Here is a 15,130-nt window from a genome sequence, read left to right as displayed (position 1 = left end):
ATGAAAAACATATCTGAAAAATCAAGAAAGTCAACGGAAAATGCACTTGATATTTTGACAGGTATTATGAATAGATTTTCCGCTGCCCCAAATATTGCTTTGATTGATGAAACCGAACTTGGGTGGCTTGAATTAAATATTCAAAGATTGGGAGAATGTGTCAATAAGATACATTTTAAAAAAGGGTTTTCTCAGTTTAATAATTTGGTAAAAGCAAGAAATAATATTGCTCATTCACAAAAAAATGTGTACACTCTTGAAGAAAATCATAAAAGTTTAAAAACAATCTTTAACTATTTTCCGCAATTACAAAATGAACTAAAAGAAAATTTAAGTAGAGCATATTCACAAAATAAGATTATTCGGCAATTTGAAAAATTCGGAGCAAAAGAAGCCGGTAATGAATTTCAACGCTTGCAGCTTGTGGATGCTCTTGATGATAAATGCAATCCGAGCATAAAAGAAGATGATGCCGTTTCATTCCCTGAAAACAAGTTTTCAAAAGCAGCGGAAAAATTATTAAAACCTGAATCGCCGGCACAAAAAGATAGCCTTGCCTACGCTCGTGGGCATAATGGACTTCGCACATCAATTCTTACCGATATTGTAGAGTGGATAACAAAAACAAATAACCGCCTTACCAGTGAAAATCCGTTTATCCATGAAGAAGGCTTTATCAAAAATATTCAACCGCTTACCGCTGAAGCATTTACAGCCGGTAAAATAGATGAATTACGCAGTGAATACACGCAACTGCCTTCGGTAAATGAAAAAACACGGGGGGCTATTGGTCAATCGTCTGTTGATTTTCAGTTTTACAAAAATAAAATAGAACAGCCTGATAAGCTGCAAAAAGCTATCACTGAAAAAGAAAATACTCTAACAGCAATAAAAGAGCAGCTTGATAGTATAGAACAAGCTAATGCTGAAAAAGACAATCTGCTACAACAAGTGCAACATATTGAAGCGACTTTACAGCCGTTAAAATTGCAGATAAAAAACGGAAAAACAGAGGATTCTATCAGTAACGTTCCTGCTGATTCTCAGTTCTACAAAAATGAACAAGAGCAGGCGGAGCAACTGCAAGAAGCTATCACTGAAAAGGAAAATGCCCTAACAGCAATAAAAGGACAGCTTGAAAGCATAGAACGAGCCAATGCTGAAAAGGACAATCTGATACAACAGGTGCAACATATTGAAGCGGCTTTACAGTCGCTAAAATTGCAGATAAAAAATGAACAAGATATTATTACAGAAAAAAATATCTTATTGCGGAACTTTAAAAACGATATTGAAACCGCATATACTGAACGGAAAAATAACTGGGAACTTGAACAAATTGAAAAAAGCCGTAAAAGTTTTATGCAGGAGTTGTACGACAAAATTGCACGATTCAGAAAACTTGAAAATCTTGTTTCCCCGTTTATAGAAGATTTGGGGTATCTATGGGATTTATCCAATACTCCGTTTCAAGATAATGGTTTTGAGATTTTACAACAATATGCAAGTCTTCTTGAAAATGACGAGTTTTTAACGGAACTTGCAAAACTGCTCGGCAGACAGGGAAGGGAACAAAGCCGATACGAAAAGGAACTTCGTGATAAGATAGAAATAATTACGGAATATGAACCGAAGCCTGCTTATCGCGGTGAAATTTCAGGATTGCGGCTTTCAAACGAGATTTCCGCAGCCCTTCCGTCAGAGCTGGCTTTATACAAAAATAGTAGAACAAAAAAATATTTTATGCTTAAATTTGCACAAAAACAGCTTTTGTCGTATGCTTATGAACGGGATAATCCTATTTTACGTGAACAAATCACACAGGAAAAAATCTTAGTTGAAAAATCGGATAATGAACCCAAAGGCCCGATTATCATCTGTGTGGACACCAGCGGTTCTATGCACGGTGCTCCCGAGCAAATTGCAAAAACCGTTACCTTTGCACTGGCAAAAATTGCGATGAATGAAAAGCGCTCCTGTTATCTTATTTCGTTTTCCACCGGTATAGAAACATTGGATTTAAGCAGCTTTAAGGGAGCCGATGCACTTTCAAAATTAGTACAGTTTTTGCGTATGAGCTTTAACGGCGGAACCGATGCGGCTCCGGCACTCACACACGCGGTAAAACAACTACAAACAAATGAATGGAAAAATGCAGATGTTCTTATGGTTTCCGATTTTGTAATGGGCGAACTTCCGGCAGGACTTGAAGAAAAAATAAAAGCCGAACAGGAAAAAGAAACCGGTTTTTACTCGCTCGTTATCGGATCCGACGGAAATAAGCAAACGCTGAAAGCCTTTAACGAAAACTGGAATTACAATCCGGGCAATACGGATGCACAAAAAGAGCTGGTACGTCAGCTTGATTCATTGCGAAGAAGAAAAACTAAAAATTAGCCCTTCACCTTCATTCCTCTTAAAAGCTCTTTTACTTCCTTCGGAATGCGGTAGCTTTCGATGGCTTTTTGGATAGCCTTGTTGTGGGTGAATGTATCAAGCTTTTTGTTTTCGATGTAGGGGAGGGCTGTTTTATATTGCTTGATGAGAGCAAAGCTAAAATACCAAGCTATCATCATGTTTACATAGTACTCGTCTGATCTGATTTTTGAAACAAGCTCCAACATTTCAGGTTTAAAATATTCATCGAGATAATTAGATAATAAAAGTCCGATAGCGTATCTGACGGTATATGTATGCTTCGATCTTATCCATACCAAAATTTTTTTGTAAATTTCTTCATGGTGTTTTTTAAATATCTTAGGAGAAAAGCTGTCGCAGGTTGCCCAGTTGTCGATGTAGGGCAAAAACTTTTCAGTCTCTTTTACGGCTTCATTAAAATCTTTTATGTTTTCGATAAAAAAGCCGTGAAGGTTGTTTTCTTCAAAATACTTGTGCGGCACATCCTTCATAAAGTCCGAAACTTGTTCCGGCTCAGCCTTAAAAAACTCTTTTGCAAATTTACGAAGAACGGGAGTTCTGATGCCTATCATCGTATTTTCATCAATATTGGGAATCAGCTTTTTATTGAAGTTTTTGTACTTTTTATCTTCAAAGGAAAAAAAGTTTGGTTTGGATTAGTGTTTGTTTTGTTTTCATCGAAGCTATTATACCGCTTTTTTTAATTTTTGTCGAGGAGAATAGGCCGGACTTGACAAAATACTATTTTGTATATACAATAAAGCATGGTTAGAGATTGTTTTGAATGGGATACTACTAAAAATGATAATAATAAAAGGAAACATGGTGTTTCTTTTGAAGATGCTATCTTAATTTTTGATGATCCCTATTTGCTTGAAAAATATGATTCAAAACATTCCGAATATGAAGATAGATTTTTAGCAATTGGTTCTATATGTGGTCTGGTGCTTATAGCTGTAGCATATACGGATAGGGCCGGTATAACAAGGATTATATCTGCAAGATCTGCAACTAAGGCAGAAAAGGAATTATACTATGATAAAATCAATGAATATTACGGAAGCTAAGAAAAACTTAACAAAAGAAAAGATTGAAGAATTAAAAGCTTTAAATGATAGGCCGATAGATACTTCAGACATTCCTGAACTAACAAAAGCTGATTTTTTGGAAATGTACCGCCCTGTTAAAAAGCCTTTATCAATAAGACTTGATTCCGATATTATTGCTTGGCTTAAATCATACGGAAAAGGTTACCAAAGCCGTATAAATACTATTTTAAGACAAGCTATGAATACCGATAAAAAAGCAAATGTTTTTTAACGATTAATATTATACTGAGAGGTTTTATATGAAACTTTTAAAAAAGAAATCTTTATGTATTTGTTTTGTGATGTCTTTTTTAATTCTTGCAGGATGTATAAACAAAGAAAAGAAGCAGGTTACTGCCGAAATCGAATTTTGGAGTTTTCCTAATTTTACGTCTGAAACAGGAGAAAGCGGCGGTTTTGAAAAAAGCCTTATCGAAGCCTTTCAAAAAGAATATCCCGGTATTAAGGTTAATTTTACGCTTATAAGTTTTGCAGACGGGCAGGCAAAAATCGAAGCTGCAATAGCTGAAGGCAAGGCTCCGGATGTCGTTTACGATGCACCCGGCCGCATTCTTGCTTGGGCAGCAGCGGGCTTACTGGAACCGTTGGATGATATTCTTGCAGCCGAAAAACCTTATATTACCACAGGACTTTTGGAAATTTCCGCCGGTAAAGACAGGCGTTCGTACATGTATCCCATGCATGAAGGCCCTTTTTCCATGGCCTTCAATAAAGAGATGCTTGAAGATTTGGGACTTATAGATCTTTTACCTTATAAACGCTTGGATCGGCGCTGGACTGTAGCCGAATATGAAACGCTTCTTAGATCTTTAAGAGAAAAACTGCCTAAAGAAAAAACACCCGGAGTTTTTTATTATAAAACTATGGGAGGTGATCAAGGCACAAGGGCTTTTTTGGTAAACCTATTCGGAAATGCTAATCTTTTAAATGAAGACTACTCAAAATATATTTTTAATTCTAATCAGGCTGTAAAAAATTTGACATGGACTATAAATGCAATGAGAGAAGGCTTATTGCTTGACGGTGCAGAGCTTACTTCCAATGATGCAATTTCTATGTTTGCAGAGTCAAAAGCGGCTCACACTATTTTATATTCACCCCAGCTTAATAAAATGTATGACGGAAAACGAAACTATAAGGGTAAAGATTTTACTCCGATTTATATGCCTTTCCCAAATGATGCTTCTGCGCCTTTACTGGAATTTTTAGCAGGCGGAGCATGCGTGTTTAAAAGCTCCGATAAACAAAGAATAGAAGCCGCAAAACTGTTTTTAAAATTTGCTGCAACCGATGAAGTTTGGGCCGGTAAACTTGTAAAAGCTTCAGGAGGGTTTCCGGCTACATCTAAAATTCAAATTGAAACTTCCGATGACGAAATATTGTATAATTCCGTGCTTCAAAAATTTTTTGGGCAATATTATAATAATATAACCGGATTTTCAAAAATGCGGGAATATTGGAATAAGGCATTAAAGGAAGCTTCATCCGGTAAAGATATCCAAAATGTTCTTAACTCTTTTGTAAAAGATGCTGACCGTACTTTGGGAGAATAAAACCTTATGAAAAAACAAAACAAAAATTTAGATAAACAATTTAAATTATTTTCAATAAAAAAATAAAATGGTATCTGTTTTTATATTATTTGCCGTATCTCTTTTAACGGTAATATGTATAATATCGGTGTACCTTGCTTCTTTTTCTCTTATGCGTAATACCGAATATTTTATAAATGAATTAGCTGAAGGTTCGTCTAAAGTTTTAAATGAGAGGGCAGATTCAATATTCAAAAAGTTGGACACATTTTCAAATATGCCGATCATTCAAGATAAGGGAATTTCTTATTCACAGAAAATTGATTTTTTTAAAAATGAACTTCAAATGCTGAAGCAAAGCGGATGGCTTAGTTTCGGAATAAGCGGACTTGACGGTATTTTGTACACCACAGACGATAAAGAGGAAAACATAAAAAATGCCGAGTGGTTTAAATCCGTCATAAAAGGAAAATATGTAATTACGGAACCTGAAATGTCTTTAACAAAAAGAAAATATGTTTCTATAATTGCAATTCCCCTCCGTGATTTACAGGGAAAAATTGTTGGCACTATTAATGCTTCCATTTTAGGCGACTCTTTATCTAATTTAATAAGCGATATAATTGTCGGTAAAACGGGGCAGGCTTATCTTATAAGTCCTTCCGGAATTATTTTGGGAAGCCGCAGGCCGGAAATTTTATATAAAAATTTTTTTGCCGAAATATTAAATTCGAAAGAAACGGATTTTTCGATATTCTTAAAAGATATGCTCGCTTCAAAAAAATCGGCTGTAAAAGTTTCTAAAATAAACGGAATAAAACATATTTCAGCCCTGTCTACAATGAGATATTCGGGATGGAAATTATTGATAACGGCTCCTTCTTCAGAATTTATTTCGGAGAATGTATCCAACTTTTTAAATATTTTTATCCTTGTTGCCTTATGCGGTATACTTATTGCGGTACTTATAGGATTTTTTACTGCAAACAATATTGTTAAACCTATTAATAAAGTAATTGAAGTTCTTAAAAATATTTCTCAAGGCGAGGGTGATTTAACTGTCAGGCTTCCCTTAATCGGTAATAATGAAATTACGGAACTATCCGAATATTTTAATAGAACAATTGCAAAAATAGGAAATTCAATACAGTCTGTAGGGCTTAACAGCCGCTCAATGGCCGAAATCGGTTCTAACCTGGCTTCAAATATGAACCGGACAGCCGATTCCGTTCATGAAATTACTGAAAATATCAACGGCGTAAAACAACAGGCTTTGACACAAGCTGCCAGCGTTACGGAAACATCAGCAACGATTGAACAGATAATCAAAACAATTAAGCAACTAAATGCCTCAATTGAAAATCAGGCTGAAAGTGTTTCGCGCTCGTCGGCTTCGATAGAACAGATGACTGCAAATATTGCTTCCATCACTCAAACCTTGGAAAAGACCGATGGTCTTATTAAAACTCTTGCCGAATCAACTGAAGACGGAAAAGAAACCGTTTCTAAGTCAAATAGAGTAACTCAAAAAATTGCAGAAGAATCGGGCGGACTTTTGGAGGCAAGCAGTGTTATTCAGCATATTGCAAGCCAAACAAATCTCTTGGCGATGAATGCCGCTATTGAAGCCGCTCATGCAGGAGAAGCCGGAAAGGGTTTTGCCGTAGTTGCCGACGAAATCAGAAAATTAGCTGAAGAGTCAAGTGCTCAGGGAAAAACAATTACGGCGACTCTTAAAGCTTTAAGCGGCGAAATCGATTCCTTATCTGCATCTTCTAGAACGGCTGAAGAAAAATTCGGCTTAATTTTCAATCTTTCAGAACAAGTAAAATCTATGAGTGAATCTCTAACCCAATCTATGCGTGAGCAGGGAAATGCCGGTGTAGAAATTTTAAATGCCATAAGGAATATTAATTCGGTAACTTTTGAAGTAAGAAACGGTTCGGCTGAAATGTTGAGCGGCGGTGAACAGGTTGCTGAAGAAATGACGAAATTAGATGAGCTGACCCGAAAAATTACATTAAGCATGAATGAGATGGCTTCGAGTGCAGTTCAGATAAGTAATGCCATGCAAGAAGTAAATGAAATTACACAAAAAAATAAAACCAGTATTGAAAATTTGGCATTTGAGGTTAATAAATTTAAAGTATAGGATAGCTTGAAAAATGTGCGTCTTTTCGTTACTCTTGTTCTTTTAGGTTAATCTATGCTATAATGCCGTTCGAGGTTTTTATGAGCGATATTGAAAGTCAAATGCTGAAAAAGGGGCTTATAAAGGTTCCCATTACTGAAAGTACGGAAAAAGAAAGTTCCTATAAAAAGGTTGCAAAATTCCTTTTTATAATCGGAGCGGAACAGGCAGCCGATGTTTTAAGGCAGCTTACCAAGGAGCAAATAGACAAGGTTGTAGCCGAACTTGTTACGGTTCAATCAATAGATAAAAAAGAAGCCTACGATATACTAAACGAATTTAACGATATCTACAATAAAAACAAAAACCTTTTGGGCGGTGTCGATACGGCTAAGACAATTTTAACAGAAGCCTTCGGCGAGACCAGAGCCGAACAAATTCTTGAAGCCGCCGTTCCTCCCAAGATGCCTGTGCCCTTTGAATATCTTGAAGGTATGGATAAGGAACGTCTGACACGAATACTGCAAGGCGAGCTTCCGGCTACAAAGGCCATAGTTCTTTCACAGTTGGAGCCTAAGCAGGCTGCGGCTTATATAAGTTCCATCGAAGATGAGGACGAAAAAAAAGATATCATTTTACGCCTTGCAAAGCTTAAAAGAATAGATGTAGAAGTTCTCAATCAGGTAAGCGAGGCCTTAAAGAAAAAACTTGCCGATGTAAATTTAAACCGCACAAGCTCTGTTGACGGAGTTTCCGTCTTGGCCGATATTTTGCGTAAACTGGATTATGAAACAGGCTCCAATATCTTGGACTCTTTAGATCTTGAAGATGAAACCTTGACTGAAACTATCAAGCGTAAACTCGTTACTTTAGATGATGTGATAAACATGTATCCCAAGCACATTCAGTATCTTATCTCGCCCATGACCGATAAAGAATTGGCTCTTTTAATACATAATCAAAGTGAAGAATTCAGAAAAGTAATCTTGGCAAATATATCTAAGAGCCGCGCTTCTTTGGTTCTCGATGAAGAGCAGTACATGGGCCCTGTTCTTAAACGCGATTTAAACAATGCCGTCGACCTCTTCTTAGCCCGTGTCAAAAATGAGGCGGAACGGGGCAGGGTTTCCATCGTAAAAGACGAAGAAGATAAGTTCGTGTATTAGACAGGCTTGTGCTCCCCGATTGAATAAAATATAAATTTATGTAAAATACTATACGGAGAAAATTATGATAACCGGAAAACATTTTAAATTTATTCTATTAACTCTTATTTTTACTTCAGGCCTTTTTGTTATGGAGGCCGGAATTCTTTTTGCACAGGATAAGCCGGATGCATTAAAATTATATAGAAACGGCCGCAGCCTTGATTCTATAGGAAGACGGGATGATGCAAGAGAAGCCTATTTATCGGCTATTGAAATTTGCAGAAATGAATTAAAAGAAAATTCTAAAAATATGGATTCTTATGCCGTATACACATGGTGTCTTTTTCGATTGGGAAGATACAAAGATACGGAATTGGTATGCAGCGATGCCTTAAAAATAGGGAAGGATGCCCGAATTATCGAAACTTTGGCAGAGGCTCAATTTTTCCTTGGAAACTATAAGGACTCTTTGCGTAATATGGAAATGTATATCGAGATGGCTCCCAACGGCGAGCGTATAAGCGTTGCCCATTTTTTTGTCGGAGAGATTTACCGAAATACAAAAAAATATCACAAGGCCGATATAGCTTATTCTATTTCGGTTCACCTTGAGCCTTCCAATTCTCTTTGGTGGTACAGACTCGGAATCGTCCGTGAAGCGGCCGGGGAAAAAGAAGGTGCGGTTGCGGCTTATCAAACAGCCGTAAAGCTCCGCCCCGAATTCAAGGAAGCTGCCGAAGCCCTAAAACGGGTAAAAATTTAAATGCCTCAGCCTCTAATAGATTCCTTACAAAGTTCTATCCGCTCATGGAAGGATATGAAAAATGCCTTCGATGAGATAGATGAAAATTCTTACCCCTACAACCTCACGGGGATTTCGGGAGGCCTTTTCGGTTTTTTTTTAACTGAATATCTGTATAAAACCCGCAAGCCCGTTCTCGTGGTAGTGCCTACCGAAAAAGAAGCTGAAGCCGTAAGGGCCGATTTGGATTTTTCCGGAATAGAAAATTTTATTTTGCCTTGGTGGGGCTCTCTTGCCTATAGGCCGATTTCGCCGACAGCTCCCGTATTTTCCGAAAGAGCCGAAGTGCTTATCCGTTTGTTGGAATCAGGGAATGAATCTTATTCAAAAAATAAGCCTCCGGTTTTTATTAGCTGTCAGCGCTCTTTTTTAACTCCTGTTCCTCCGGCCGATTATTTAAAACAAAACAATGTAGAAATCGCTGCGGGTTCAAGTTTGGATATTTTAAGCGTTGCAGAGCTTTTAACCCTTTGGGGGTATACGAGGGTTCCGCGTGTAAGCGTAAGGGGGGAGTTCGCCCTGCGCGGAGAGGTCTTGGATATCTGCCTTGCTTCCAATTCGGGCTCCGAAAAAACGGCTTATCGAATTAAATTTGATTTTGACAAGGTAGAAAAAATAAAGAGCTTTGATATAGCAAGCCAGGGTTCTTTAGAAGAACATAAAAAGATTAACCTCTATCCGGTAAAAGAAGTTATCTGGAATGACGAGCGTATCGATTGCTTGGAAAAAAATTTAAAAACCTATTCGGAATTTTCCGAAAACATTTTAAAGATTATTGATGCCTTAAAAGAATATAAAACCTTTGAGGGAGAAGAAATTTTTTATCCGCTTGCGTTTGAAAAAAGTTCTTCAGTTTTGGAATATGCGGAATTAAATGAGATTCCTGTTTTTTACGCCGATTATGACAGACAAAAAAATTCTTCCGAAGTTTTACTTAGAGAATACATGGGGCTTTATAAAAAAACAAAAACTCAATTTGACGAAAACGAAAAACGAAAGGCCCTGATTTCCGAATATCCCGAACCTCAACGCATCTTACTTCAATTTGAAAGCAATGTACAAAAATATAATAAGTCGATTTATTTTAGAACTCTAGCCGAACAAGAAGAAAAAACAAAAACTCTTAAATTTAAAACCGATCCGCCCCGCAGCTTTTTCGGGAACATAGTTTATTTGCGGGAAGAGTTAAATAATCTTTTAAACGATAATTGGTCTATCTTTGTGTTTGCCGAAAGCGATAATCAAGCTCTCCGTATCGAAGAAATTTTGCATGAAGAGCGGATAAAGATTTTGCCCTATAACCTTTCAGGCGGCTTCGGGATTCCCGACTTAAAAATTTTGGTAATTCACGAAAACGAAATTTTCGGCCGCCGCCGAAGAATTCCAAAATCGGTAAAGACTGCAAAGAGTTCCGTTATCGATACCTTCATCGAATTAAATCCCGGGGACTATGTTGTTCATGTAAATTACGGCATAGGAAAATTCCGCGGTATCGAGCGTGTTAAAATTTTAGACACTGAAAGAGATTATATAAATCTTTTATATGCAAACGATGAAACCGTTTTTATTCCGATTGAGCAGGCCGACCTTGTTCAGCGTTATATAGGAAACGAAGGGGAAGCTCCCCACCTCGATATCCTCGGCTCCAAGTCTTGGGAGAACAGAAAAAACAAGGTAAAAAAATCGGTTGAAGATATAGCGGCAAAACTCATCGACCTTTATTCCAAAAGAAAGGCTAGCACAGGTTTTGCTTTTCAAAAAGACGATGAATGGCAGACGGCTTTTGAGGCTGCCTTTCCTTATGAAGAAACCGATGACCAGCTTACCTGCATAGCCGAAGTAAAAGAGGATATGGAAAAGCCTGTTCCTATGGATAGGCTTATCTGCGGCGATGTAGGTTACGGTAAAACCGAGGTTGCAATGCGCGCAGCTTTTAAGGCCGTTATGAGCGGAAAGCAGGTTGCCTTTTTGTCTCCTACAACTATTTTGACGGAACAGCATTTTGAAACCTTGGACAAGAGGTTTAAAAATTTCCCCGTAAAGCTGGCCCGTCTTTCCCGCTTTGTTCCAAAGGGAGAACAAAAAAAAGTTTTGGAAAAATTAAAAAAAGGCGAAGTTGATATTTTGATCGGAACTCACCGCATAATTCAAAAGGATGTTGTCTTTAAGGATTTAGGTTTGATGATTGTCGATGAAGAACAGCGCTTCGGTGTTAAGGATAAGGAAAGATTAAAACAGATGAAGCACAATGTTGACTGCCTTTCCCTTTCTGCAACTCCCATTCCGCGCACCCTTCACATGTCGCTTTTAAAAATAAGAGACATGAGCGTAATTGCAACTCCTCCTCAAAACAGAAAACCCGTCGAAACGGTAATCGCCGAGTTCAATGCCGAAAAAGTTGCCGAGGTTATAAGGCGTGAGTCTTCCCGGGGCGGGCAGGTTTTTTATCTTCATAACAGGGTTGAAAGTTTGGATGAAACTCTTTTTATGCTTCAATCTCTTTTGCCTGAGATTATGATTGAAACGGCTCACGGTCAAATGTCTCCAAATCAACTGGAAGAAATTTTTGAGCGGTTTAGTATGGGAGGTTTTCAGGTTTTAATTGCGACCACCATAATCGAAAACGGCATCGACATTCCGAATGCCAACACCATCATCATAGACAGGGCCGACATGTACGGCGTTTCCCAGCTTTATCAGTTGAGGGGAAGGGTAGGCCGCTCCGATAAAAAGGCCTATGCCTATCTTTTATATCCTGACGATAAGGCTCTTTCTGAAATTGCAATGAAGCGGCTTCAAGTTATTTCCGACTTTACCGAACTCGGTTCAGGTTTTAAAATTGCGATGAAGGATATGGAAATAAGAGGAGCCGGAAATCTTTTGGGCAGGGAACAATCGGGCGATATTTATTCCGTCGGCTTCGATTTATATTTGCGCCTCTTGGACGAGGCTGTTCAAAAACTTCAAAACCAAGATTATGAGCCCGTTCAAGAATCCGTTATCGAGCTTGAGTACTCGGGCTTTATTCCTGATTCCTATATTTCAAGTCCCGAAACCAAGATGGAAGTTTATAAAAAAATTGCAGCCGTTAAGGTTCAGGGAGACCTCGACCGTGTCTACTCCGAAATTCTTGACCGCTTCGGCCCCGCTCCTTCCGAAGTGGAAAGTCTTTTGGCCCTTTCCGAAATAAAAATTATCTGTAATCATCTTTCGATTTCGAGCCTAAAAGAAAGAAAGGCCGCCGTCCGAATAGAGTTTGCGCGCGTATCAAAAATATCGGTAGATAAACTTTTGCGCATGATAAAAGAATCCGCAGGCCGTGTAAGCCTTGACCCCAAGGCCCCGAATGTCCTCATCCTCCAAACCGGCAAGATAGGCTTAAAAGAAAAAAGCGAATTCATCCGCGAAAAACTCGGCAGCTTGATGTAGGGTAAACTTCAAAGGAAAAATAATTATGCTGGAACTCAAAGATATCAATAAAACATATAAAACTCAAGAAAGAAGATTCGGATTTTTAGGTATTGTAAAAGATATGTTTAAGGCCGATTATTCTGAGGTTAAGGCTTTAACGGATATTTCTTTTAAGATTGAGAATAATGAAAATGTTGCGATAGTCGGCAAAAACGGTTCAGGGAAATCGACCTTGATAAAAATTATTTCGGGTATTTTGCGGCCTACGAGCGGAGAAGTTTTATTTAATCAAAAAAATATTTATGAAAATCAAAAAGAATACAAACGGAATATAGGTGTTATTTTCGGTCAAAGAAGTCAGCTCTACCAAAATATGATTTTTAGAGAATCTTTAGAGCTTTTTAGGCTTATTTATAAAATCGAAAAAGATGAAGCAAATAAAAGGCTCGACAGTCTTATCGATTTGTTTAAGCTTGAAAACCTTTTAAAAAAAGCCCATTAGAGAAATGTCTTTAGGACAAAAAATGAAGTGTGAAATCGCTTTGGTTTTATTTCATAATCCTAAAATCCTTCTTTTAGATGAACCGACAATAGGTTTGGATCTTGAAGTAAAAGAACAATTTTATAATCTGATAAAAACTTATAAACAATCTAATGATATTATTTTAATTTTAATTTCTCATAATTCCGATGATATAATCAATCTGTCTGAAAGATTGTTGGTTTTAAACAACGGAAGATTACAAGAAGATATAAGAACTCATGAATTTATAGAAAATTATGATAAGTCTAAAATTGTTACACTTTTATATAAAAAGAATATTGATTTAACCGAAAAACTACAAAACAATTTTAATATAAGAGAAAAAGATCTTCAAAAAAACAGTATTTCATTTGAAGTTGATAAACAGGTTACAATGGAAGAAATTTTTAATTCTTTAGATGATAAAGAAAATATTTATGATATAAAAATTGAAAATGAAGATTTTTCTAAAATTTTATTAAACTATTACAGGGCTTACAAGGATAAAAAACCGGAATGAAATATTTACTTGGAATTATTTCTTTAAATATTAAACAGCACTTGTATTTTAAAATATCGGCCGTTTTTTCTATATTTTCCTTGTTGTTTTTATTTTTAATAAAATCTTCGATTTGGTCGCAAATAGGAAATACGGATTATATTTCTTATTTTGCAATTATAACTATAGTTGGTTCTTTTATCGGTGTAAATACCGATAGATATTTTCAAACTATCTATCAAACCGGTTCTATTTCTTTTCTTTTATTAAGACCTATTAATTTCGGTCTTAATATCTTTTTAAAAGATTTTGCGGCAGCTACTGCAAGGTTTATATTAAAATCTCTGCCTTTGCTTATAGTTTTAATTTTATTTTTTGACGTGAACATCTATTACGGTGCCCTAAATTTAAGTTTATTTATTTTTTCAGCTTTTTGTGCATATTTATTTAATTGGTTTACGGCTTATATTGTCGGTTTGTGTGTTTTCTTTTACGGTAATAATGAGGGCTTTATTCAAATTAAAAATATTTTATTTTTATTTTTTTCAGGTTCCTTGATTCCTTTTGATTTTTTTCCTAAAACTTTACAAAAAATCTTAAATTATCTACCGTTTCGAGTGTTGTATCAAATTCCCATTGAAGTTTTAAACAGCAGCAATTTAAAATCATTTAGTTTAATATCAAGGCAATTATATTGGATATTTTTACTTTTGGTGTTTACCTGTATTTTTCATAGAAGGGCAATAAAAAAAATAGAGATAATGGGCGGCTAGATGAATTATTGTTATAAACTTTTGGTCTTAAAAATAAAAGAACAGCTTTCTTTTAAAAACGATTCTGTTTTATGGTTAGTTGTTAGGGTCTTAAATTCTATAATGGGAATATTGGTTCTTGTTTTTATTTTCAATAAAACTCTTGAAATAAAAGGGTTTAACAGAGAAGAATGTTTGCTGATTTATTCTTTATATACAATTTCAGTTGATGTGTTTTATTGTTTTTTTGCTTGGACTCTTTGGTATTCAAATACTTATATGCTGCAAGGTAAATTAAGTTTGGTATTAAAACTTCCGGTTAATCCTTTTTTGTATATAACCTTTGATAATTTTTCCCTGTCTGAAGTTTTTGGAATTATTACAGGTTTATCAATTTTTATATATTCGGCTTATACTCTAAATTTAGGCATAGTAATAATCATATCCTTATTCTTATTTTTAATTGCAGGAACTCTCGGTATTATCGGTATATTTTTGATAGTCTCATCTTTTTCTATAAAATATCCTAAAATAGAAGAAGCTTTTTCACCCCTAATGGATATGCTCGATTTTGCTCAATACCCCATATCTATTTATAATGCGTTTATCAAGTTTATTTTAACATACATATTTCCTGTCTCAATGATAGCATTTTATCCTGCGGCTTTTAGCTTGCATAAATATTCATTTAATATTAAATTTATTCTTTTACCGATGTATTCCATAATTATATTTATAATCGGTTATCTATTCTTTATGAAAAGCATAAAAAAATATGAAGGAACAGGAGCGTAGGAGAAATTAA

The 15,130-nt window shown here is 36.1% G+C and carries 10 protein-coding genes and 2 pseudogenes; 11 read left to right on the top strand and 1 reads right to left on the bottom strand.

Annotated features, from left to right (window positions below):
• Complete coding sequence (locus tag E4O00_RS07610; protein WP_253676777.1) at positions 1–2,397, top strand: VWA domain-containing protein; 2,397 nt, start codon at positions 1–3, stop codon at positions 2,395–2,397.
• Here E4O00_RS07610 and E4O00_RS07605 read toward each other — a convergent pair.
• Positions 2,394–3,096, bottom strand: a pseudogene (locus E4O00_RS07605) (DNA alkylation repair protein). The gene E4O00_RS07610 and the pseudogene E4O00_RS07605 sit on opposite strands and share 4 nt — an antisense overlap.
• A gap of 86 nt (positions 3,097–3,182) precedes the next feature.
• Here E4O00_RS07605 and E4O00_RS07600 point away from each other — a divergent pair.
• The 10 genes and pseudogenes from E4O00_RS07600 to E4O00_RS07550 all read left to right on the top strand — a co-directional run bounded on the left by E4O00_RS07600 (position 3,183) and on the right by E4O00_RS07550 (position 15,120).
• The gene (locus tag E4O00_RS07600) at positions 3,183–3,485 is read left to right on the top strand and encodes a BrnT family toxin (protein ID WP_253676776.1); all 303 of its coding nucleotides are present in this window, start codon (positions 3,183–3,185) and stop codon (positions 3,483–3,485) included.
• On the top strand, positions 3,466–3,738 hold the full coding sequence (locus E4O00_RS07595) for a BrnA antitoxin family protein (RefSeq protein ID WP_253679674.1): 273 nt from the start codon (positions 3,466–3,468) through the stop codon (positions 3,736–3,738). The genes E4O00_RS07600 and E4O00_RS07595 overlap by 20 nt, the downstream gene beginning before the upstream one ends.
• Before the next feature lie 28 nt (positions 3,739–3,766).
• Positions 3,767–5,080 carry an ABC transporter substrate-binding protein gene (locus tag E4O00_RS07590; RefSeq protein ID WP_253676771.1) on the top strand — a complete coding sequence of 438 codons (1,314 nt, stop codon included), beginning with the start codon at positions 3,767–3,769 and terminating at the stop codon, positions 5,078–5,080.
• A gap of 67 nt (positions 5,081–5,147) precedes the next feature.
• Positions 5,148–7,211 (top strand): methyl-accepting chemotaxis protein, encoded by a 2,064-nt coding sequence (locus E4O00_RS07585; RefSeq protein WP_253676769.1) that lies wholly within the window; start codon positions 5,148–5,150, stop codon positions 7,209–7,211.
• 80 nt (positions 7,212–7,291) lie between these two features.
• On the top strand, positions 7,292–8,356 hold the full coding sequence (locus E4O00_RS07580; RefSeq protein WP_253676767.1) for a flagellar motor switch protein FliG: 1,065 nt from the start codon (positions 7,292–7,294) through the stop codon (positions 8,354–8,356).
• 64 nt (positions 8,357–8,420) lie between these two features.
• Positions 8,421–9,101: a tetratricopeptide repeat protein gene (locus E4O00_RS07575; protein WP_253676766.1), complete on the top strand. Its 681-nt coding sequence runs from the start codon at positions 8,421–8,423 to the stop codon at positions 9,099–9,101.
• Complete coding sequence (mfd, locus tag E4O00_RS07570) at positions 9,102–12,569, top strand: transcription-repair coupling factor (RefSeq protein WP_253676764.1); 3,468 nt, start codon at positions 9,102–9,104, stop codon at positions 12,567–12,569. It abuts the gene before it with no gap.
• Between the two features lie 25 nt (positions 12,570–12,594).
• A pseudogene (locus E4O00_RS14250) lies at positions 12,595–13,594 on the top strand (ATP-binding cassette domain-containing protein).
• Positions 13,591–14,346, top strand: a complete 756-nt coding sequence (locus tag E4O00_RS07555) for an ABC transporter permease (protein ID WP_253676758.1) — start codon at positions 13,591–13,593, stop codon at positions 14,344–14,346. Before E4O00_RS14250 ends, E4O00_RS07555 begins: the two are co-directional and overlap by 4 nt.
• On the top strand, positions 14,347–15,120 hold the full coding sequence (locus tag E4O00_RS07550; protein WP_253676757.1) for an ABC transporter permease: 774 nt from the start codon (positions 14,347–14,349) through the stop codon (positions 15,118–15,120). It abuts the gene before it with no gap.
• Positions 15,121–15,130: the final 10 nt, after the last annotated feature.

Source organism: Treponema sp. OMZ 788 (assembly GCF_024181245.1).
Taxonomy (GTDB): Bacteria; Spirochaetota; Spirochaetia; order Treponematales; family Treponemataceae; genus Treponema_B.
The sequence above is the reverse complement of the archived record's forward strand: the minus strand, read 5'-3'. Positions and strand labels throughout refer to the sequence as shown.

Coding starts and splice junctions, on each gene's coding strand:
- E4O00_RS07575 (WP_253676766.1), top strand. CDS start 8,421: ATGATAACCGGAAAACATTTTAAATTTATTCTATTAACTCTTATTTTT.
- E4O00_RS07555 (WP_253676758.1), top strand. CDS start 13,591: ATGAAATATTTACTTGGAATTATTTCTTTAAATATTAAACAGCACTTG.
- E4O00_RS07610 (WP_253676777.1), top strand. CDS start 1: ATGAAAAACATATCTGAAAAATCAAGAAAGTCAACGGAAAATGCACTT.
- E4O00_RS07585 (WP_253676769.1), top strand. CDS start 5,148: ATGGTATCTGTTTTTATATTATTTGCCGTATCTCTTTTAACGGTAATA.
- E4O00_RS07595 (WP_253679674.1), top strand. CDS start 3,466: ATGAATATTACGGAAGCTAAGAAAAACTTAACAAAAGAAAAGATTGAA.
- E4O00_RS07550 (WP_253676757.1), top strand. CDS start 14,347: ATGAATTATTGTTATAAACTTTTGGTCTTAAAAATAAAAGAACAGCTT.
- mfd (WP_253676764.1), top strand. CDS start 9,102: ATGCCTCAGCCTCTAATAGATTCCTTACAAAGTTCTATCCGCTCATGG.
- E4O00_RS07590 (WP_253676771.1), top strand. CDS start 3,767: ATGAAACTTTTAAAAAAGAAATCTTTATGTATTTGTTTTGTGATGTCT.
- E4O00_RS07600 (WP_253676776.1), top strand. CDS start 3,183: ATGGTTAGAGATTGTTTTGAATGGGATACTACTAAAAATGATAATAAT.
- E4O00_RS07580 (WP_253676767.1), top strand. CDS start 7,292: ATGAGCGATATTGAAAGTCAAATGCTGAAAAAGGGGCTTATAAAGGTT.